This window comes from Trichocoleus sp. DQ-A2 (genome assembly GCF_039961915.1).
Lineage (GTDB): Bacteria > Cyanobacteriota > Cyanobacteriia > Cyanobacteriales > FACHB-T130 > FACHB-T130.
The window spans coordinates 273,023-293,863 of record NZ_JAMPKD010000002.1; the positions used below are offsets into that span (position 1 = coordinate 273,023).

Consider the following 20,841-nt stretch of genomic DNA (forward strand, 5'->3'; position numbering starts at 1 on the left):
TCACTTATCAGCAGTCATATTCTGTTTATATTCGGAGTAATGTAGGAGCATACTGGAAGCGATCGCTCCTATTTCATCTAAAGGAGTCTGAAGCGAAACATAGCGATATCGAAAAGCAGCCAATCGAGGCTCTGTCTCTTGATAGAGGATATCTTGCGCCACGTTTCCCCACCGATCCTCTGGCATCAGATCGAGAGTCATGCCAGCATGACCAGAAGGTAACAGCATATTAGAACCATGTACACCAATGACCAAGCGGCTTTGGGAATAAACTTGGCACATTTGCCTCTCAGTGTCTGAATTAAACTTGTTTACCCGCAAATCTTCAATCCAGTCGGGAAACTGAGTTTTCCTCCCCAAACCAGCGATCGCAAACTTTGCTAAAGGAACTTTAGAGCGAATCTTTAAAAATAGTTTTTGCACCCTTTCATTCTGAAGCTTGAGGGCAATATCAACCATCTTTAATTTCCTCAAAGTTTTGAAGAGAAGCGGATTACACCAAATCCGATCGTCGCGCCAAATAAAGGTTATTTGGTTTGAATCTTTATCAAAGCTATGAGTGGGAACCCGCGTAAATTTACTAATATCAAACTGACTCGGATGAGAATATGCCTTACTTACGTAAATTTTATCAAAACGCTTGGATTCCTCAGAGATAAATTGGTCAAACTTCGGATAGTAGCATTGCCCTTGCTGTAAAGGGATATTTACCGTCCAAATTTCTGTAACGCCCTCTGGAACCATCCATCTCAAGAACTTTGGGACGATGACAATTAAGCCGCAATCTGGGTAATTATTTAAATATCTTTGGACATTAAGCAGCTTTAACAAACTATGCCCATAAAGATAATCAATACAGTTTAAGATAATGACACGTTGATGCTGCTTAAAAACCTCCTTAGATATCGCAATCTCTTCAGATTGGGGGTTTTGCAGAGAGTAAAGAAGTTTTTCACCTAACCAATACTTACAGGATTCATTTCCAAAAACGTCGCTTTTTGCTAAATCAATTTGATAAGGAAAAGTGACAGCATGACCAACTTCTAAATCTTCAATAATTTCTATATTACAGGAGTCGCACTTAGATTTTACGCAAATATGCATTCCCTGCCAAAGAATACCTTGAGGCTTCAGCAGTGTACCGCTGTGGGGACAGGTGGATTTGTGCTGAATGCTTGGTTTTATTTCAATCATTGCACGATTCCTTTAATTCTTGTAGCAGCCTTATATAAATTGCAAGAACGTAAAATAAACTTACTGATTGGCTTTAAATCGGGAATTATAAAGTTGAGAACTACAGTGACAATGAAATAAGTAATCAAAGTTGCTATAGTGGCTCCAACCGCCCCATATTTAGGAATTAGATGTAAATTTAGAACTATATTTACGACTGCCCCTATAAAGGTTAAAAGTAATTCATTTTTGGCTTTTCCTTCAATCATAATAAACGCATTTCTCGCAAGACCAAAACCGCTACCAAACTGTGACCAAACATAGATTGATAATATTATTGCTGAAGCTGCATACTTATCTCCGTACAAGAAATGAACAATGTAAGTGGAAAGCAGTGAAACTGGAATTGCGATTATCAACCACAAAATTAAGGTTAAATCAAAGTAAGCCTGAAATTTTTTGAAATATTCAATCTCTCCTTGAGCCTTCGCTTCAGTGAGTTTTGGGAAAAAAGATATTTGCATGATAGAGGGAATGAAATCAAATATCTGCGATATCTTCACAGCAGCAGCATAAATGCCTAATTCATATTTAGGATCGAACTTCAGTTCTTGGGCAGAGAAGGAACCCAGCATGACCTGATCGATAGTGGAATAAATATAAATGGCGATTCCCGACACAATCAAGGGCCAACTTTCTTTGATTAAGTTCTTTGCCTGAGGGAGACTGCTACGCCATGCTTTTATATCCTCCCCACTATTTTGATAAATTATTACCAAGCCCACAGCAGCTAAGGCAAGCTCTCCACATCTTGCCCAGGCGAATGCAATGAGAGGAGCTTTAATTTGAATTAAGACAATTCTGACAGCACAGACAAGCAAATAGGCGCAATTTTTAACAACAACTGTATATTTAGATTTAACTTGCGAGCGGAACCAAAGATCGATCGTCTCGAAAGCTTGAAAAATGGTTCCAGCAGCGATAATTCCTACCAGCCAATGAGTTAAAGAGTCCTGAGGCTGTAGTAAGGAAATTGCGCCAACCGCTAACAAAGTTGTTACAGCACCGCCAATAAGTTTTAGTGCGAGGGAAGTTCCAAGGGTTTCATTCTTGGTAGATAGATCGCGCACAATGTCGCGTACTACGATGCTATCAAGCCCCAGGTTGGCAATTGGCCCTAACAGGGCTACAAATGCGATCGCATAATTAAATAAGCCAAACTGTTCCGGCCCTAGATAGCGAGCCACCCATATCCCTACAATTAGGCTTAAGCCCATTTGGAGGATTTTGTCAGCGAACAGCCACGCGATGTTGCTGAACACCTTGCGTAGACCAGGGCTAAGCTTTTGATTGACCAGACTCAGCTTGTCTAACATCAGAATTGGGCAATTTATGAAGGGATAAAGATAGGGTTCGAGAACTAGGTCGTCCTACAGAACCCTATTTGTTTTTGCGATGAACAGAACGGAATCGATTATTTACCTTTAGCACCTTGCAAAACTTTTCTCACAAATTTTGCGGTTCGCATTAGTTTCGGTTGCTCCCACAAATACTGCAATAAATCTGTTTTCAGTTTTGCTGCCGCTGAATAGTTTTTGTACATTGCAGGAATCAAACGATACTTCATTCCTTTGTACGTGGCATAATCTACAGCAGTCGGAGATTCTGCATTGCGGCTACCGAATTCATATATTGCTGGTAAATAATGAGCGGTGAGAGATTTGCGAGAATATTGAGGATTAAGTGTTTCCAAGGAACCGTGAATCGTTCTAGAATTCCAGAACAAGACATCTCCTTTTTTCAAGGCAGGAGCTTGGATATTACTCTTGTGAGCATTGATGTACTCCTTCAACTTTTCCAAGTAAAACCGATTAGATAGTTTTTCATCATCTGTTAACTCAAAGTCAACGAGATGGGATGTTGGTAAAACATAAAATCGACCCGCTTCTTCGTGGATGTCCTCCAGAGCAAACCATCCAGCCAGCAAATGACCATTTGGCATGGAATCTAAATAGTACCAATCTTGATGGGCAGGGGTAGCCGTGTTCATATCAAAGAACATAGTTTGCATGAGGTTATGCTCCTTACTACCCGTCAGTTCAGTCAGTGCTTCCCTAACCTGCTGTAAACAGAAAATTTCTTTAGCTGCCTCAGTAAATCCTGGATAATCTGGGTAATCGTGAACATCTCTAAAAGATTCTTCAGAATATCCATTGGGAGTAATTGTATTGGTTTCCCATTTATTCGTTGATTGTCTAAAGAAAGGAGAGTTAGATGAAAGGATATTGGAGTTATACTCTTTTAAAATATTATTAATCAAATTTTCAGGAATGAGATTTCTAAAGACATAGTATCCGTTAGTTTCGTAATAATCTTTAGGGGTGTCCATAAATTAAATCCTTTAGGAACTGATTGTTTTAGTTCACTTTTAAACGTATATTATTAGATATCGAGAAAATTTTCCTACGTAAATATCCGGAAATTAGATAGCGAGAAAGTTTTCCTAGGTAAATATCCCGAAAAAGTGTTGAATGTTATTGCAACACGGCTTAACATATTTGGCTGAAACTCATCCTTAATTAAAGCGATCGCTTACCGAGCCTCTAACCCTTCTAGCGATCGCCTGCTTGGTTAGGCACCCCTCAAGACCGGCAAACCAGTTCTTAAGCGCTGGAATTCTCTTGAGAACTGTTTCCTGTAGCGTCCAGGCATAATCGAACTGTTGCTATAACATAAAACAGCCAAGCATAGGTAATTGATATCAATCCAGTTTCAGTAATATTTGTCAGAACTGCCCAGGTAATCAGTAGCAGGGGCATGACTAATTCAGGTTCTTGGGTACGCTTCATATACTGAACTGCTAAAGCAATATTTGTTAAGAAAGAAAGGCAAAAGAACCCTAATCCTACGAATCCCAAGTCTACAGCTAGGTCTAAAAAACCATTATGAGAATGCTCTGGCTTAAATTGGGTTTTTACCACGATGATGTCAGCCGCTGGATCGGCTGCTCCTCGCCAAGACTGCCAAAATCCTTGGTATCCATATCCCAGCAATGGATGTTGTTTAATGTGGTTGATTACTAAAGGCCAGAAGTCTGTGCGTCCGGTTAATGTCAAATCTTTATTCAGTGTATCTACAATAATAAATTCGGCATTTTGGGTAATTACAATACACAAACACATGGCGATAGCCATAAAAAAGATTATGCAGGCAAAAGCTAATCGTGGAGGCAAGTTTTTGATAAAGCGGATAACGATTAACACGCTTATCAGTAGAACCAACAGAACTTTCCCCATTCCGCTGTTTGAGCGTTGTAAAGCAAAAATAGATAAAGCAGCAAAACCCAGAGATTGCCATTTAGTTTTTGGTTTGCGAACTGACTGTATATAACACATGACAGCTGTTAGACCCATCAAGAATCCAAAAGCATTTCCGTGGGGTAAAATTCCTTGCCAGCCTTTAGACGTTACTCCAATTGACGGTCTGAACAAAGCATAAAATACACTTAGTAAAAGTATGATTTTGTTGATAGTAAGCAATAAATCAAATAGTTCTTTCCATTTATACTGCTTACCAACGTAAACACAAAAAGCAGTTGTGCCTAAAAAAACTATACTAGCTTTGAGTGTATAAGTTGGAGTTCCTGACCAAGCCGCAGATAGAATTAATAAAAAGAGTAATCCGCAAAAATAAACATTATTAATGAGAAGCCTAGAAATAACAAAAACTGAATCTTTAATGTTTTGCAAGAATCGCGAGTAAATAATAAATATAAAGGTGGCGTAAATGCCGATTTGAAAAATCGTCGAATAAAGCTTTTTTCCCTGTAGATATAAAGCTCTAGGATGGATTTTATCAAATCCGGTTAAAGTAACTCCTGCGATCGCAAAGATTATTAAACCAATAAAAATCTTTTCTAATGTTTTAGAGGTTGCTTGACTTCTACCAGCAAAGTTAAACAATAATAAGATATAAATAATCGCACTGGTGGCAGCGATTATTAACAATAGAGGGTTTGAAGCGAGAGTACTCATGTTTAATATTCTTAGACAAGAAATAACGCGAAGCTGACCCTATATGAGTATAGCGACTGATTAAACCAGAGAAGAATAATGAATTTCCGTATATTTACGAGTATTTAATTTTTTTAAAGATACAAACTAAAAACTAGTAACTTCAAAAAGCTTACTATAAATAGGTTTAAGAGATTTACCTATAAAATGAGGATAAATAAATACTATTTAGAGTGGCAGGTTTCTACTCACACAGCTTAAATTTAAAAATATAAAACAAGTAGGTTATGTATGGTCGATCTAGGTTTTTATAGACAACTCACTCGAACTTCTGCCGGGATAACCTTAGTGGCAACATTTGCCTTTGCTTGCCCCAATCCTACGCAGGGGACTGTACCGCGTTTTCAGAAACCTACAATTCTTGCACAAGCGAATACTAATCCTGCTCGACCGGATATAGCCTATACATTGGGTGGAGGCGATCGCATCCGCCTTGATATCTTCGAGGTTCCCCAATATAGCGGCGAGTACCAAGTTCTCGCAGATGGCTCCTTATCCCTACCCTTGATTGGAACCCTATCGGTTCAGGGGCTAACCGTGCCACAAGCGACGAATGCCATTTCATCTGCATACTTTCGCTTCCTCAAACGACCCATCATCACTATTAGCGTTCTGTCTCCTCGCCCTATCAATGTTCGGGTGGGAGGAGAGGTGACTCGCCCAGGGGGCTTCACAATTCCCCTGATAGCTGGAGTCGGGAGCGTGCCTGGGTTCCAATATCCCACCGTAACCCAGGCAATTGAGCTGGCACAGGGAATTACGCTGACGGCTGATATTCGTAAGGTTCAGGTGCGTCGCAAGCTAGCATCCGGTTCCGAGCAAGTAATCAATCTGAATCTTTGGGATCTGATACAAACCGGCGACAGCAGGCAAGATTTAAATTTGCGGGATGGAGACACTGTCTTTATTCCCACAACCAGCACCATTAACTTAGACGAAGTACGCCAAATTGCCACGACTCGTTTTTCACCTCCTTTAGAGGAACCCCGCAGTGTTGCAGTCGTAGGAGAAGTCAACCGTCCTGGTACTTATGTTGTGATTGGAGGAAAGACAACACTAGAGCAAAGAACCCTGGGGCTGCCAACTGTAACGCGGGCAATCGATTTGGCTGGGGGGATTAAGCCCTTGGCAGATATTCGCCGTATCCAGCTGCGGCGACTCACCAAAGCAGGGACAGAACAAATCATCGATCTGAATCTTTGGCAACTCTTGCAGGCTGGGGATTTCAGTCAAGATACGCTTTTGCAAGATGGAGATACCATTTTCATTCCCACTGCATCAGCAGTTAACCCGGCAGAAATTTCTGAATTAGCGACCACTAGCTTTTCTCCCGGTACTATTAAGGTAAGTGTGGTCGGAGAAGTGAAAAGTCCAGGAGTGGTGCAGGTTGCGCCAAACACAACCTTGAATCAAGCATTGCTGACTGCGGGAGGATTCAATGATGCTAGAGCGAATCGAAAGGCGGTTGATTTAATTCGCCTCAACCCTGACGGTACAGTGTCAAAGAGTAAAGTCAATATTGATTTAACCCAAGGAATCAATGAGACAAATAATCCACTCGTCCGCAATAACGACATTATTGTCGTCAGCCGTTCTGGAAGCGCCAAAACTTCTGACAGTGTGCGAACATTCTTAGAACCGATCGAAAAGGTTTTCACATTCTTCAACATTTTTAATTTATTTGGAATTTTGGGAGACGATGACTAGGTAAGCATATATTCAGGGTGTATCTATAAACGTTTTCTTAAACCGTAGTTAGCTTTTTTTGTTCTATCTACTTCTATCTAATAGGTAAATGGATACCGAACACAATTCACAGCCGTTCTTTAATAAGCGCACTAGCAATAGCAAGTTGACTCAGTCCTTGCCAGGGCACCTGACTCGACCCTCTGACGACAGTGATGAACAGAAGCTGGACTTGGCATGGCTATTAGGGGTTGTGCGCCGCCGACTCCCAGTTATGGCAGGGGTAACAATTATATTAACTGTCATGTCAGGAAGCATGATTGTCTTTACCTCAAAGCAGATTGCTCCAGAATACGAAGGAGCTTTTCGGCTTTTGGTGGAACCCGTGACTGCTGAAGATAGATTGGCGAAGCAATTTTTATCGTCTCAAACGAACAATGCAGATATCCAAAAAATCGAAGTAGAAAAATCTAGTTTATTGGATTACGAGACGCAAATTCGAGTTTTGCAAAGTACGAAATTGATGTTGCCAGTCATCAAGGAATTGCAAAAAAAATATCCGGAGATAACATATAACTCCTTGATGACGAAACTCTTAATTTTTCGAGTCAATTATGAAAAAGATGGAGTTCAATACGGCACCAAAATTTTAGAAGTTAGTTACCGGGATGAAGACCAGCAAAAAATTCAGTTTGTATTGAATAGTCTTTATAAAAATTATCTGAACTACAGCCGCCAAGAGCGCCTGTCAAGCCTCAAGCAGGGAATTGACTTTATCAATCAGCAGCTACCTCAGTTACAGGGGCAAGTTGATACGCTGCAAGCACAACTCCAAAAACTGCGGCAGCAGTATAATGTCAGCGATCCGGAACAAGCAGATTCCTTGCTATACGAGCAGGCTTTGACGCTTGAAAGACAAAGATCGGATACCCAAGCGGAACTCGCTGACGCGCAAGCGCAATATGCCAGTATGCAAAAACAGTTGCAAGAAGGGAACTCTACCGCAATTTTGTCTACTGATGCAAAAACCTACGAAACCTTGCTAGCGCAGATTCAAACTCTAGATAGTACTATTGCGGCACAATCCCCCCAATTTCGGGACGATAGCCCACCGATTCTGGTTCTTAAGGAAAAGCGGGAAAATTTGCAACGGTTGCTGAGCGAACAAGCCCAAGGGCTTCTCAAAAAATTGGAGGGAAGAATCCAAGGAATACAGGAGCGCTACCAAACAATTCTGAAAACTGAAAGGAAAATCAAAGCACAACTGCAAGAATTACCTGCGGTAGCCCGCCAGCACGCCGATATACAGCGAAAATTATTAGTTGCAACCGATAACCTCAAGCAATTTTTAGGCAAACGAGAAGCCTTGAACTTAGATGCTGCCCAGCAGGAAGTGCCTTGGGAACTGATTGAAGAGCCTCAGCTACGGCGCGATGAAGATGGCAACCTGATATCAGTAGCGACGAAACAAACGAAAAAACAGTTAGCGATCGCGATCGTTTTGAGTGCGCTTTTGGGTATCGGATTGGGTTTTCTTATCGAGGCTCTCAATACAGTCTTCCACACCCCCGAAGATGTCAAAGGGGAAACGAAACTGCCGATTTTGGGAGTGATTCCTTTTGCCAAGGAACTCAAGAAACCACCCAAGAAACCCAGCAAACTCTCTACCGCAGCGGATGTTGCCGGTTTAAATCAACTGCTGGGTGACAATAAAGCAAATGGCAATGGTCGCAAGAAGCTAAATGTATACACCGATTCGCCATTTTTGGAAGCCTTCCGTTCTCTCTATACCAATATTCGCTTGCTCAGTTCCGGGACGCCGATTACCTCTTTGGCAATCAGTTCCGCAACACCGGGAGATGGAAAATCAACGGTTGCCATTCACTTGGCGAAAGCCGCAGCGGCAATTGGTCAGCGGGTATTATTGATAGACGCCGATTTGCGGCGTCCGAGTCTGCATACTCGCTTAAGCTTACCGAACGTGCGCGGACTCAGCGATATCATCGCTACGGATTTGAGTCTGAATGATGCCATTCAGCGATCGCCAGAAGACAACAACCTGTTTGTCTTAACATCGGGTCACAACTCTTCAGACCCGATCAAACTGCTTTCGTCAGATAAAATGCAGTATCTGATCGAGCAATTTCAAGCCCGTTTCGACTTAGTGATCTACGACTCACCACCCCTAGTTGGTTTAGCAGACAGCAACATCTTGGCAGCGAATACAGATGGCACTATTTTAGTTGTGGGGATCGATCAAACAGACCGTTCCATGCTGATGAAAGCATTAGATGGACTAAAAATTTCTGGTGGCACAGTCTTGGGTATCGTCGCCAATGGCATTAAAGGGTATACTTCTCCCGCGTATCCTTCCTATAGCCGCACCTATAGTCGCAATTAAGCGAGCTTCGGGGCAGGGGCGCATTCTTATGTTCGCTGAGTCCGTGCTTGGCTTTGCTGTGCTAACAGCACTGACTATCCAGTTTCTATAAAAGCGATCGCACAAGTGCAGAGCTTTTTAAGAATGGGAACAACCACAATCGAATTGCTTCTACATTACGGCGCTGCTGCACTCAAACGGGGTGAATGGAAATGATGAAGTTAAAGCTGGACTGGTTTCGGGGCAAGGGTTTCCGAAAGTCCCTTTCAAGAACGCAAACGCCGTCATTTTCAGAAACGGCAAGGCAGATCAGACGGACGCGCTTACTTGCTCAAAGCTTATTATGGGGCGTTACGCTAACTTCTTTAAGCAACGCGATCGCACTTTTGTCAATTGGGGCACCCGTCTTAGCAGCAGAACGGGTAACGCTGCGCTTGGGACCGTTTCAGCAATCGGTCGCGATCGAAGATTTAGAGGATTTTGCCAAAACGGGGGAAGTTCCTGCAAGTCTCAAGCCTTACAAGGCATTGCTCAGCTCAGAATTTCGAGACATCCTCAACCGTCGCTTGCACCTAGATCCGAATTTGGGAGACAAAGTGGTGAAAGACGTGTTGCGATCGCCCGTTGGAGAAGAATTAATCAAGAAGCTGGGATTGGCGCTCCCGAATAGTACGGTAGAACAACTGCAAGCAGGTCTAACTCTAGCCTTGCGGCAAGCCAACGGCTTAAGCGTTATCAGCTTTTTGCAGTCCTATCCAGCCGACACAATTACCATAGACGCCTCTTCAGCGATCGCGATCGCCCTAGAATTCAACGCCCCCTACTGGCAAAGCGGAGCTTTAAGCCCTCTACTGGAGCGGGAACTGACCGTCACCAAAGGAAAATTCCGTCCCGCTTTTAACCCCGCCCAAGCGGGTTCCGAAACAGTACAGCAGCAGACCCTGACTTTTCACGACTGGCGACGCCAAGAGCCGATTCTGGGGACATACACCAGCGATCGCAAGATCGTCGTCGATCTTTACTGGGCAAACACAAACGAGAAGCCCGCTTACCAAAATTCTCAAAATCCCCTCGTCGTCCTCTCCCACGGCTTTGGAGCCGATCGCTCCTTCCTGGCTTATGTAGCCCGTCACCTAGCTTCTCACGGCATCACCGTCGCCGCCATCGAACATCCGGGCAGCAATGCCAACCAAATCTTTGGCGGGCATTTTGGCAGCAACTCTGTGGGAGTACCCGGTTTAGTGCCTTTGTTACCGGCGTCCGAATTTGTCGCCATGCCCAAAGATATTAGCTTTTTGCTTGATGAGCTAGCTCGGCTAAACCAGCTACCAGGTTCCCTTCAGGGGAAACTGAATACTGAGAAAGTGAGCGTGATTGGTCATTCCTTGGGTGGCTACACGGCTTTAGCGTTAGCAGGAGGCGAACTGAATCTGGATGAGTTGCGACAATTTTGCAAAAATCGCAATCCTCTAGGGAAATCGGGGGGCGATTGGTTGCAGTGTGCAGCAGCGGATCTGCCCAATCAACGTTTGAGCTTGCGGGATCGGCGCGTGGTGCAAGCGATCGCTCTTAACCCCGTCGTGGGAGACTTATTTGGCAAAAAAGGTCTTGGCAAAGTTAGCACTCCCACCTTAATCTTGACTGGCACCAGCGATCCCCTCACTCCATCGCTGAACCATCAACTACGACCTTTTAGCCAGCTACCCAGCCCTAAATATCTCCTCACAGCAATTGGCGGAACTCACTTAAGCATTAGCGATTTTGCTCCTGGTAGCCAAGGCGAACAGCTCACTCAAACAACCCTCGTCAACGAACGCACTGGTGAAGTAGCGGCTCCCCTGCGTCAGTTGCTTAAAGGCGTCACCTTGGCATTTGTCAAACAGCTGACTCCAGCCGCCTCAACTTACGAACCCTTTTTAACACCCGCCTACGCCCAATCTCTCTCTACCCCAGAACTGGCGCTGCGCCTGAATACGCAACTACCCCCAAGCGTTACTTCGTGGCTGGCTTTGCCACCACTGCCCTAGAAAGGCGGGCATCCCAATGAAATGTTTCTCAAAACTAAGGCAAGGCTCCGAGTTTTGGATAAAAATCCTGATTTAATCAAAGTCAAGCTGTGACTAATTAAAAGTTAGCATTAAGCTAATCGCTACTTTTGACAGTAGCCTCTTCAGGAGAGAGCGCCTTATGGACCCCATCACGATTCTTGCCCCCCTCGCCTTAGTGATTATCGGCTATACAGTGGGTTCTGTGAAAATTATCAACGAAGGAAATCAAGCTTTAGTAGAGCGCTTGGGTCAGTACAATCGAAGACTCGCGCCCGGTCTCAACTTTATCGTTCCCTTTGTTGACTCAATTGTGGTGGAGGAAACCAGCCGCGAGAAGTTTTTGAACATTGACCCTCAACAGGCAATTACCAAAGACAACGTTTCGCTGAAAGTTGATGCAGTGGTGTACTGGCAGATTCTGGATTTGGAAAAAGCCTACTACGCCGTTGAAGATATTGAGCAGGCAATCGAAAACTTAGTTTTAACGACGCTACGCTCTGCGATTGGTCAAATGGAACTGGAGCAAACGTATTCTTCCAGAACCGAAATTAATCAGACTTTGTTACAGCAGTTGGATGAAGCGACGGCTGCGTGGGGAGTTAAGGTGACTCGCGTCGAGGTACGAGACATTACGCCCGCAAAAACTGTCTTGGAGTCTCTGGAGCTGGAACGGGCAGCGGAAAGTAAGAAACGCGCTTCCATCTTGGAAGCGGAGGGAACTGTGAAGTCGATAGAAATTCTGAGCCAAGCTTTGCAGTCACAACCTTTAAGTAGAGAAGTATTGCAGTTTCTTGTTGCTCAAAGATATGTCGATGCCAATCAGAAATTGAGTGCCAGTCCTAACTCCAAAGTGGTATTTATGGACCCGAAAGCTTTATCAGAAGCCATGACTGATTTAATGTCTACTCCTGAACCTCCCAATGGCTCTAATGGCAATGGATCGGGAACTTAAAAGGTAAAAAGTTAAAAACAAAAATGAAAAGAGTTTTAAGAGTCGATCTGATTTGAAATTAAAAACATCACTTTTTAAGGCATTTCAAGACAGCGATCGCTCTTAGCTTTTCTATTTTTGTTTTCTGAAAATGGCATCCGCGACGCGACAAACGTCGTGCATAGGTTGGACATCGTGAACTCGGAGGATATCAGCACCTCCCGCGATCGCTCCGCAACAAGCCGCCGCCGTTCCCCACACTCTGGCTTTGGGATCGGGTTGATTTAAAATCCGCCCGATAAAACTTTTCCGGGATGGTCCCACTAACAAAGGAACGCCCAAAGAATGCAACATCGGTAGGCGTTGCAAAATTTCCAAGCTTTGCTCGTAAGTTTTGGCAAAGCCAATGCCGGGATCGATGATAATCTTCGAGCGATCGATGCCAGTTGCGATCGCTTGCTCAATTTGACTTGACAAAAACTCGGAGATTTCCCCCATCAAGTCCTGATAATTCGTCATCTGCTGCATGGTAGCTGGCGTCCCTCGGATGTGCATCAACACAATGGGGACTCCCAACTCTGCCACCACAGCAAACATCTCCGGGTCGAAAGTACCGCCGGAAATATCATTGACGATATCAGCCCCCGCCGCAATTGCTGCCCGTGCTACAGATGCCCGCGTTGTATCCACGGAAATCGGAACCTCAGAAGGATGAGGGATGTATCCCGGAGGGTGGGATAAGGGATTGCTGTGCTGAGCAGATTCTATGACTCCCCCCGCAGAATCGGAGTCATCCTCGATCCTTCCTTCTGCACCCTTTCGGAGGGCTTGCACGACTGGTAGCACCCGAGCCAATTCCTCTTCCAGAGAGATTTGGGCGGCTCCGGGGCGGGTTGATTGTCCCCCCACATCGAGGATATTGGCTCCGGCTGCCACAAGATGCTTAGCCTGAGCCAAGGCGTCTCCTAGCGTGTTAAAGTCTCCGCCGTCACTAAAACTATCAGGCGTCACATTCAACACACCCATTAAATAAGTGCGCTGTCCCCAGTCAAAAGTTTGACCCCGCAGGGTCAAGCTATTTTGGATTTTGGATTGATTCATCCGTCATCCGGCGAAGAAAGCGCCGCTTCGCTAACATCCTTATCCTTTATTGAAAGTTGACAATTCGGGCAAAACTGGCAGCCTCCAGACTGGCTCCCCCGACCAAAGCCCCATCGATTTCTGGCTGCGCCATGATTTCATCAATATTATTGGGCTTGACCGAGCCACCGTACTGAATCGAGACATTTGGATTTGTCAATTGAGTGCGAATCAAGCCAATCACCCGATTTGCTTCTTTTGACTCGCAGGTGTCGCCAGTACCAATTGCCCAAATAGGTTCGTAGGCAATAACCAGGTTCTCTTGATCAACGTCAACCAAGCCTTTTTTCAGTTGGGTAGAAATCAGGGATTCTGTTTCACCTGCATCGCGTTGTTGCTTGGTTTCGCCGACGCAGAGGATGGGCGTTAAACCATAGCGTTGCGCTGCTTTCAGCCGTAAGTTCACAGTTTCATCGGTTTCGCCAAAGTATTGACGCCGTTCGCTATGACCCACAATTACGAAACGCACCCCAATTTCTGTCAGCATGGGTCCGGCAATTTCACCTGTGTAGGCTCCCATTTCTTCCCAGTGGATGTTTTGGGCACCCAGCTGCACGCGGCTACCGTGCAGATTTTTAGACATGATGCTTAAAGCAGTGAAAGGAGCCGCTAGGACTACTTCCCGCTCGTCTGGGGTTTCTTCTAGGTGAGACATGAATCCTTGCAAAAACTCCAGACTCTCGGTCTGAGTTTTGTACATTTTCCAATTACCGGCAATAACTATTTTCCGCACAGCTAACTCAGTCAAGTTCAGAATGCTAAAAACTGTAACCTCCAGTTTAGTACGGCGGGGGAACCCCTGCTTTAAAGGCGATCGCATTTACACTTTCTGGTCGCTAAAAGCGCAAATGTCAAGCGACGCGATAATTTCACCCCGCAATCCTTGCACGCCAACACTCGATCCGCAGGAGCGATCGCTCTGGGGATGCTGCTCTTAGCCGCTACTCACTTCAAAAATCTTTTTATTACTTTAGGTGGGTATTTACCCGAAAGATTCCCCCCTATCGTAGGATGTTTCTCAAAAAAACATAGGTTTAAAATTATACCAGAACGTAAATAAAAAACTTAAATTATTGGAGTAAATATGAAACTAAAATTTTTAGCAGCCGCAGCGATTCTGCTTCCCTTAGGCTTAGTTGCTCCCGTCCGAGCCGAAAATCCCGCTCATGTCAGACGATTAATCGAAACTAAGCAATGTCAGAACTGCGACTTGAAAGGAGCCAATCTTGTAAGTGCCCATCTCACTGGGGCTGATTTGAGAGGGGCAAACTTGCAGGGAGCTAACCTAGCGAATGCCAACTTAGAAGGTGCCGATCTAACGCAGGCTAATCTGGAAAAAGCTAATTTAACGGGTGTATTTGCAAATAGCGCCGATCTCCAGAAAGCAGACTTAAGTAGTGCCAATTTGAGAGAGGCTAACTTGATAAATGCTAACTTGAAGGATGCGGCTCTCGACAACGCGATTTTGCCGAATAACGTTAAATGGGATTAGTGGTTTTTTCACAACTAAATATTTGACAAAAATACAAAACTCGGTCAGAAACTGACCGAGTTTTGTTTTGAGCGATCGCTCAAAGCACAAATGCAGCAGTGCTAGGCTCTATCGTGCAGTCTTTGCCGAGAGCCGAGAAGCTTCTTCCTTCAGAATCCATGACGAAGACAAATCTTCTACAAAACTCTTCTGGCTTAAACTTGCAGCTTCAACTACTCTGACAATAAGTGTTGGTAAGTATGTGCTATTAACCATCTGATAGCCATAGCCAAAAACCTTGCCTGAGCGTCCGGTTTTCTTATGTAGTACGCTATCTCCGATATTCAGCATGATTTCAACTCTCCTAATTTTGTGATTTGCCGTTTTCTTACTACTTGAATTGCTCTCAAATGATTGGATGGATATCCCGCTTTTACCGACAATCCATCGATTTGGAATAAATTTGTTTAGGGTTGGGGAATAGAGTTCTTGCAAAAATATTGAGAACCTGTCCTAACTTTCGGAAACGAAGAGGGAGTCTCATTTCCTCCTTGCAAGGAACAAAGAAGATTGATTGTTTTTATTGCAAGAAACGCTTATACACTGAAAGCTCACAACGTTGGATGGAAACTCTTTTCTAGTGCCTTTTCTTGCTCGCTATCGGGATTAAAATCCCATCCCAAAGGACTCAGCACTTTTCAGGGGAAAAAATCTCAAGCGACTAGCTGCGGTTTGCTCGTAGATTCAACAGCAGCTTGGCACAGTAATTTGGTGTACAGATGGCTGAGTCGTAATGCCACGCTATTCCAGCTAAAGGCAATTTCTACCCGTTGGCGACCCATTTGGCCTAATTGGTCTCGCCAATCGGGATCGGCTAGGATGCGGTCAATCGCCTGTCCAAAGGCGACTTCATCTTTGGGAGGTACCAGTAAACCCGTTACCTCTGGCACTACGGTAAACTGCAAGCCGCCTACATTACTTGCAATTACCGGCGTCCGGGTAGCCATTGCTTCAATGGCAACTAAACCGAAGGGTTCGTAATGACTGGGGACAACACACACATCGGCAGCTGAGTAGTAGAGAGGCAAATCGTTATCTTCCACACGACCGGGGAAGCAAGTGAGATCGCCAATGCCTTCTTCAGCTACGATTTTCTCAATGCGATCGCGTTCAATGCCGTCACTCTGTCCCGGACGGCTTCCGCCTGCGATGAGGAGCTTTAGGTCGCAAGACTTGCGTAAGCTTGATTTTGCTACGGCTCTGACTAGCGTTTCAATTCCCTTGCGCCGATCGAAACGACCCACATACAGCACTACTTTGGCGTCGCTGGCAATTCCTAGCTGTTGGCGTGCTTCTTGGCGCTGAGTGGAACCAAATTTAACGATATCTGTACCGCAGGGAATCATTTCAATCTGTCCGATCGTGGAAACAAGCGATCGCATTTGATCTTCTTCTTGCGGACTGGTAGCAATCACTCGATCCACTGTTTCCAAACACGCTTTTTCAACTGCTAGCCGTGTGGAAGCGATCGCTGGAATCTCGGAAACTGTACGATACTTCACTGCACCCAGAGAGTGATATGTATGTACCTGCTTCAAAGGTTGGTGCTTTTTCAGTTCCATTCCCACCCAAGATGACAACCAATAATTGGTATGCACCAGGGTATATTGCAAACCTTCACGCTGCTGGAATGCCTGGAATTGTTCAACAAACTCTGGTAAATAGCCGAAAAGCCGATCCCGACTCATGAATTGGGCTGGCCCAGCGGCTAATCGGATTGTCTGGCAGTTAGGCGTATGCTGAACGACATCCAGTTGATCCGGAGTGCTGCGGCGAGTGAACATATCCACCTGCCAACCTTGCTCAGCGAGTGCTAATCCTACTTGACGCACATAGACATTTTGACCTCCAGCTTCTTCTTGCCCAATTTCTACCGCTGGATCGCCATCTACCGAAATTAAGGCGATACGATTTTTGTCAGTCAGTAACATCGGTTGATTTTCTCCTCATAGCTAGCGCACCTGCTTTCCTACGCCAGCAGTTGAAGCACGGCATGTGCCTCTACTCATAGTCGAGGGCAGGTACAACGAAGCGAACAGATACCAGCCAAGGACACTGATGAGATCGCGCAAATTCTACAAAATTGCTGACTCTTCAGTCTCCTCTCAATGCCGACGGAGTTAGCTGACGGGCGAGGACTGAGAGATGTCCCTCTCTGAGAAATTAAGAATGCAAAATTAAAAATTAGGATTACTATTTTTAATTTTTAATCTCTCATCGATAAGCCCCAAAATTTGGTTCCTCCGCTCCAGCTTCACCTTAATTAGATAAGGTACGTTTTTTAAAGTGAGATACTGGATTAGGCTGACTTATGTAGACTGACTGCAACCTTAACACTACAATTTAAAAATCGTCAACCTACCTTAAGATAGATGTTTTTTAATATACGATAATGATATCTATACTTACCCTCCAATCGTCAGACTTACGAGTCAAGCATTTGATGTGGGCGGATGGGGTCGATAGAGTACATTGGGCTAAGTAAAAAAACCATCAGCTAACTTTTGTTAGCGAACGTTCGCGCACGGCATTAACCTACACGACAAGAAATGCAACTCGTTATTAATAAAAGCTTTCTACATCTTTAACCTTCAGTCATTCGTTCAATATCAACCAACTCATAACTAAGAGTTAAAGACTACTAGAAACAACTCTTTAATGTTGCTATGATTCATCTAATTATAGTTTTTATAGCTCGGTGCTAAATCATTTTCAAACGCGAGATATTCGACTTATCGAAGAAGTCAGGAATCTGAACTCCTAGCTTGCAACTCAAATAGGATTGCTATAGCTACGGGATAATTAGATTAGATTTAATAACCGAATGGAATAGTAGTTGTTGAGGAAAAAAGCTCGGTTCAGCGATTAGCTGTTAGCAATTTCAGTTCCCAATCGCTAACCGCTAATCGCTAAGTGGTTTTTTTAACGACTTGCTGCCGCTTCACGAGCAGCTGCCGCTTCATCTGGGTGAATCCCCAAGCGCGTCAGATTAATCCGACCTTTGCTATCAATTTCCCGTACCTTGACAATAACTTCATCCCCGACAGCCACTTCATCTTCGACGCGACCGACTCGGTAATCAGCAAGTTGAGAAATGTGGATCATCCCTTCTTTTCCGGGAAGCACTTCCACAAACGCCCCAATCGGAATAATTCGGGTTACGCGACCGGCGTAGACATCACCCTCATTCAGCCTCCGCGTCATCCCTTGGATGATGTTGCGGGCTTTCTTCGCCTTCTCGCCATCCACTGCTGAAATCGTGATCGTGCCATCATCCTCAATGTCGATTTTGGCACCCGTTTCTTCAGTGATGCTCTTAATCATCTTGCCTCCAGGCCCGATGACCATGCCAATGAGTTCTGGCTCAATCTTGAGCGTTAGCAAGCGAGGTGCATAAGGTGACATCTCGGTGCGGGGCTGGTCAATGGTTGCCAGCATTTTCTCTAAAATGTGCAGCCTAGCGCCCTTTGCTTGCTCGACGGCTTTGGCAATGATATCCAGAGGCAGTCCGCTGATCTTCATGTCCATTTGCAAGGCAGTGATACCAGTATCGGTACCTGCCACCTTAAAGTCCATGTCACCTAAGAAATCTTCAATGCCCTGAATATCCGTCAGAATGCGAACTTCCTCGCCTTCTTTAATCAGTCCCATTGCTGCGCCACTCACCGGCTTCGCAATGGGCACGCCAGCATCCATCAAAGCCAGGGTGGAACCACACACCGAACCCATCGATGTGGAACCATTAGAAGAAAGAACTTCAGACACCACCCGAATCACGTAGGGGAAGTCTTCCTTCGGCGGTAACACTGGCACTATTGCCCGTGCGGCTAGTGCCCCGTGACCAATTTCCCGACGACCGGGTGCCCGCATCGGCTTGGTTTCCCCAACAGAAAAGGGCGGAAAATTATAGTGATGTAAATAGCGCTTTTCATCTTCTGGATGCAGGTCATCTGCGAGATCCTGGGCATCGCCTGGGGTGCCGAGAGTACAAACAGATAACACCTGGGTCAGTCCTCGGTTAAACAAACCGCTACCATGAACCCGATTGGGCAACAGACCCACGCGACAAGAGACAGGGCGCACTTCATCAAGCTTGCGACCATCCACCCGGACGCTGTCTTCGACAATCTGACGGCGCATCAGCTTCTTGGTGATGTCTTTAAAGACGTTACTCACTGCTTTAGAGTTAGCCGCAGAAGCAACTCGGATGGGGTCGTCTTCAGCTAATTCTGCGATCGCTGCCAGGATTTGTGTCTCTTTGATCTGATCTAAAAGAGCATCGCGGCTATTTTTGTCGAGTTCAAATTTGGAGAGGACTTCTTTGATTTGGGCAGTCGCGCGATCGCGAATAAAATTCTCTAGGGTCGAATCGACTTCCGGCTGGATTTCTTGAACCAATTCAATCCCCAGTGCTGCCATGAGTTCTCGCTGCGCCTCAATCAAGTCGCGCACCGCCTCATAGCCGAAATCAATCGCCTCAATGACATCCTGTTCTGGCAGCTGATTCGCTCCAGCTTCGACCATAATCACGCCATCTGGAGAGCCTGCCACCACCAGATCCAAATCCCCCGCCTCAATCTCGGCGTAGGTAGGATTGATAATAAAATCATCCCCCACCAAACCAACCCGCACCGCTGCCATCGGTCCTTGGAAGGGAATCTGTGCTAAAAGCACCGCAATTGAAGCACCTGTTACCGCCAGAACATCCGGCGGTACCTGTTCATCCATCGACAGCGTGGTTGCTACTACCTGAATGTCATCTCTCAGCCAGGAAGGAAATAATGGACGCAGGGGACGGTCAATCAAACGACCCGTGAGCGTTACTTTTTCGGGGGGACGCCCTTCTCGTCGCAAGAAACCACCGGGAATCCGACCGGCTGCATAAAGCCTTTCTTCGTAATCTACCATTAACGGCAGGAAATCAATGCCTTCTCGGCCTCCGGAGCGAGTCGCCGTGACTAAAACTGCGGTGTCTCCTGACTGAATTAAAACTGAACCCCCAGCTTGAGGGGCAAGCAAACCCACCTTCAGTCGAATATCCCGTCCATCAAAGGATATTGACTTGTCTAGCTCTACCATGCGGTACTTTGTCCTTCTATCATTTTTCTTTATCTTTCGCAATCGTAGCACTTAGGTACTGGTGGTGCCTTTAGTGTAGATGACGGCATTCCGGAGACGAGGACGGACAGAGGAGTAAGGGCGCAGAGGATCGACGATAACAACTGACGGCTGATAAATTAGCGCAAAGAGCGGTACATCTTTAGGACGTCTCCTACTCGTCCCTGAGATAGTCCATCAAATAAATGTGCAGCGCTCAGAATCCGCCCGATTCTCTCAAATATTAAAGATTGTCACAATCGGATAGAAGGCGTGTTAATTGCCAAGACAAAATTGAACATCATCGCCGTGTAACCCTTAACGGCAGCTATTTCTAGCATTGATCTCCATCAACCTACTCATGCCTTGACCCCGCTCAAGCAGGTTGTACAATAAATCCAGCATTGCAGATGTAGCTGCACCGTCCGGGAAAGTTGGGCTTGAGATAGTAAAGCTCCCAAGATTTTCATCGGCGTTGGTGGATTTAGTGTGGTTGTCGGTGGCAACAAAAGCATCGTGGGTCATCCAGTAGGCAGCAAATTCTACTTTGGATAGAGGTTTACTTTTGCGATAAGTTTGACCCTCAATAATAATCAGATTCAGTAATTCTCTGACTGCATCTTGCTCAGAAGGAAACGTCTGGTCGAGTTCGGCTTTAATCCCATTTGGCAAGAAGGTCGTTAAAAAAGTAAATAAATTTTAATTTTTAAGTAAAACTTGTAAAAAGTGATGCCTTTAATTTAGCTAAGGAAAAAGCATCGAATTATCTAATTGCTAATTTC

16 protein-coding genes and 1 riboswitch are annotated in these 20,841 nt (G+C 45.1%); of the genes, 6 read left to right on the forward strand and 10 right to left on the reverse strand.

Going from position 1 to position 20,841, the window contains the following annotated elements; translation table 11 throughout:
* The 4 genes from NC997_RS02755 to NC997_RS02770 form a co-directional block, all read right to left on the reverse strand.
* Positions 1–1,194 (reverse strand): hypothetical protein, encoded by a 1,194-nt coding sequence (locus NC997_RS02755; protein WP_190529505.1) that lies wholly within the window; start codon positions 1,192–1,194, stop codon positions 1–3.
* Positions 1,191–2,549, reverse strand: a complete 1,359-nt coding sequence (locus tag NC997_RS02760) for a flippase (protein WP_190529507.1) — start codon at positions 2,547–2,549, stop codon at positions 1,191–1,193. Before NC997_RS02760 ends, NC997_RS02755 begins: the two co-directional genes overlap by 4 nt.
* Before the next feature lie 98 nt (positions 2,550–2,647).
* Positions 2,648–3,562, reverse strand: coding sequence for a phytanoyl-CoA dioxygenase family protein (locus NC997_RS02765; RefSeq protein ID WP_190529509.1), 915 nt, complete (start codon positions 3,560–3,562; stop codon positions 2,648–2,650).
* A 274-nt stretch (positions 3,563–3,836) separates the two neighbouring features.
* A complete protein-coding gene (locus tag NC997_RS02770; protein ID WP_190529511.1) occupies positions 3,837–5,207 on the reverse strand; it encodes an O-antigen ligase family protein in 1,371 nt (456 codons plus the stop codon).
* Between the two features lie 270 nt (positions 5,208–5,477).
* On the opposite strand from NC997_RS02770, the gene NC997_RS02775 reads away from it, so the two are divergent.
* The 4 genes from NC997_RS02775 (at position 5,478) to NC997_RS02790 (ending at position 12,312) form a co-directional block, all read left to right on the forward strand.
* Positions 5,478–6,953 carry an SLBB domain-containing protein gene (locus NC997_RS02775; RefSeq protein ID WP_190411836.1) on the forward strand — a complete coding sequence of 492 codons (1,476 nt, stop codon included), beginning with the start codon at positions 5,478–5,480 and terminating at the stop codon, positions 6,951–6,953.
* Positions 6,954–7,041: 88 nt separating this feature from the next.
* Entirely contained in the window at positions 7,042–9,333 is a 2,292-nt protein-coding gene (locus NC997_RS02780; protein ID WP_190529513.1) for a polysaccharide biosynthesis tyrosine autokinase, read from the forward strand.
* Positions 9,334–9,524: 191 nt separating this feature from the next.
* Complete coding sequence (locus NC997_RS02785; protein ID WP_242031477.1) at positions 9,525–11,339, forward strand: alpha/beta hydrolase; 1,815 nt, start codon at positions 9,525–9,527, stop codon at positions 11,337–11,339.
* A 160-nt stretch (positions 11,340–11,499) separates the two neighbouring features.
* The gene (locus tag NC997_RS02790; protein WP_190429171.1) at positions 11,500–12,312 is read left to right on the forward strand and encodes a stomatin-like protein; all 813 of its coding nucleotides are present in this window, start codon (positions 11,500–11,502) and stop codon (positions 12,310–12,312) included.
* Between the two features lie 111 nt (positions 12,313–12,423).
* Here the strand turns inward: NC997_RS02790 and folP are convergent, their stop codons facing one another.
* Together folP and tpiA are read right to left on the reverse strand one after the other, a co-directional pair.
* On the reverse strand, positions 12,424–13,392 hold the full coding sequence (gene folP, locus NC997_RS02795; RefSeq protein WP_190529515.1) for a dihydropteroate synthase: 969 nt from the start codon (positions 13,390–13,392) through the stop codon (positions 12,424–12,426).
* Positions 13,393–13,438: 46 nt separating this feature from the next.
* Entirely contained in the window at positions 13,439–14,164 is a 726-nt protein-coding gene (tpiA, locus tag NC997_RS02800) for a triose-phosphate isomerase (protein ID WP_190431850.1), read from the reverse strand.
* Positions 14,165–14,186: 22 nt separating this feature from the next.
* On the opposite strand from tpiA, the gene NC997_RS02805 reads away from it, so the two are divergent.
* Both NC997_RS02805 and NC997_RS02810 read left to right on the forward strand, forming a co-directional pair.
* A complete protein-coding gene (locus tag NC997_RS02805) occupies positions 14,187–14,369 on the forward strand; it encodes a hypothetical protein (protein ID WP_190411831.1) in 183 nt (60 codons plus the stop codon).
* 146 nt (positions 14,370–14,515) lie between these two features.
* On the forward strand, positions 14,516–14,923 hold the full coding sequence (locus tag NC997_RS02810) for a pentapeptide repeat-containing protein (RefSeq protein WP_190411830.1): 408 nt from the start codon (positions 14,516–14,518) through the stop codon (positions 14,921–14,923).
* Positions 14,924–15,031: 108 nt separating this feature from the next.
* Here NC997_RS02810 and NC997_RS02815 read toward each other — a convergent pair whose 3' ends face one another.
* The 4 genes from NC997_RS02815 to NC997_RS02830 form a co-directional block, all read right to left on the reverse strand.
* Positions 15,032–15,397: a hypothetical protein gene (locus tag NC997_RS02815; RefSeq protein ID WP_242031478.1), complete on the reverse strand. Its 366-nt coding sequence runs from the start codon at positions 15,395–15,397 to the stop codon at positions 15,032–15,034.
* Positions 15,398–15,615: 218 nt separating this feature from the next.
* Positions 15,616–16,893, reverse strand: coding sequence for a glycosyltransferase family 1 protein (locus NC997_RS02820; RefSeq protein ID WP_190529517.1), 1,278 nt, complete (start codon positions 16,891–16,893; stop codon positions 15,616–15,618).
* A gap of 163 nt (positions 16,894–17,056) precedes the next feature.
* Positions 17,057–17,247: riboswitch (cyclic di-AMP (ydaO/yuaA leader) on the reverse strand.
* A gap of 637 nt (positions 17,248–17,884) precedes the next feature.
* The gene (locus tag NC997_RS02825; RefSeq protein ID WP_190431719.1) at positions 17,885–20,041 is read right to left on the reverse strand and encodes a polyribonucleotide nucleotidyltransferase; all 2,157 of its coding nucleotides are present in this window, start codon (positions 20,039–20,041) and stop codon (positions 17,885–17,887) included.
* A gap of 336 nt (positions 20,042–20,377) precedes the next feature.
* Complete coding sequence (locus tag NC997_RS02830) at positions 20,378–20,731, reverse strand: hypothetical protein (RefSeq protein ID WP_199306273.1); 354 nt, start codon at positions 20,729–20,731, stop codon at positions 20,378–20,380.
* Positions 20,732–20,841 lie beyond the last annotated feature (110 nt).

What these genes read in the sequence shown, in the direction of transcription:
- NC997_RS02755 (WP_190529505.1), bottom strand. Translation starts at nt 1,194, where the DNA reads ATGATTGAAATAAAACCAAGCATTCAGCACAAATCCACCTGTCCCCAC.
- NC997_RS02760 (WP_190529507.1), bottom strand. Translation starts at nt 2,549, where the DNA reads ATGTTAGACAAGCTGAGTCTGGTCAATCAAAAGCTTAGCCCTGGTCTA.
- NC997_RS02765 (WP_190529509.1), bottom strand. Translation starts at nt 3,562, where the DNA reads ATGGACACCCCTAAAGATTATTACGAAACTAACGGATACTATGTCTTT.
- NC997_RS02770 (WP_190529511.1), bottom strand. Translation starts at nt 5,207, where the DNA reads ATGAGTACTCTCGCTTCAAACCCTCTATTGTTAATAATCGCTGCCACC.
- NC997_RS02775 (WP_190411836.1), top strand. Translation starts at nt 5,478, where the DNA reads ATGGTCGATCTAGGTTTTTATAGACAACTCACTCGAACTTCTGCCGGG.
- NC997_RS02780 (WP_190529513.1), top strand. Translation starts at nt 7,042, where the DNA reads ATGGATACCGAACACAATTCACAGCCGTTCTTTAATAAGCGCACTAGC.
- NC997_RS02785 (WP_242031477.1), top strand. Translation starts at nt 9,525, where the DNA reads ATGATGAAGTTAAAGCTGGACTGGTTTCGGGGCAAGGGTTTCCGAAAG.
- NC997_RS02790 (WP_190429171.1), top strand. Translation starts at nt 11,500, where the DNA reads ATGGACCCCATCACGATTCTTGCCCCCCTCGCCTTAGTGATTATCGGC.
- folP (WP_190529515.1), bottom strand. Translation starts at nt 13,392, where the DNA reads ATGAATCAATCCAAAATCCAAAATAGCTTGACCCTGCGGGGTCAAACT.
- NC997_RS02805 (WP_190411831.1), top strand. Translation starts at nt 14,187, where the DNA reads ATGCTAAAAACTGTAACCTCCAGTTTAGTACGGCGGGGGAACCCCTGC.
- NC997_RS02810 (WP_190411830.1), top strand. Translation starts at nt 14,516, where the DNA reads ATGAAACTAAAATTTTTAGCAGCCGCAGCGATTCTGCTTCCCTTAGGC.
- NC997_RS02820 (WP_190529517.1), bottom strand. Translation starts at nt 16,893, where the DNA reads ATGTTACTGACTGACAAAAATCGTATCGCCTTAATTTCGGTAGATGGC.
- NC997_RS02825 (WP_190431719.1), bottom strand. Translation starts at nt 20,041, where the DNA reads ATGGTAGAGCTAGACAAGTCAATATCCTTTGATGGACGGGATATTCGA.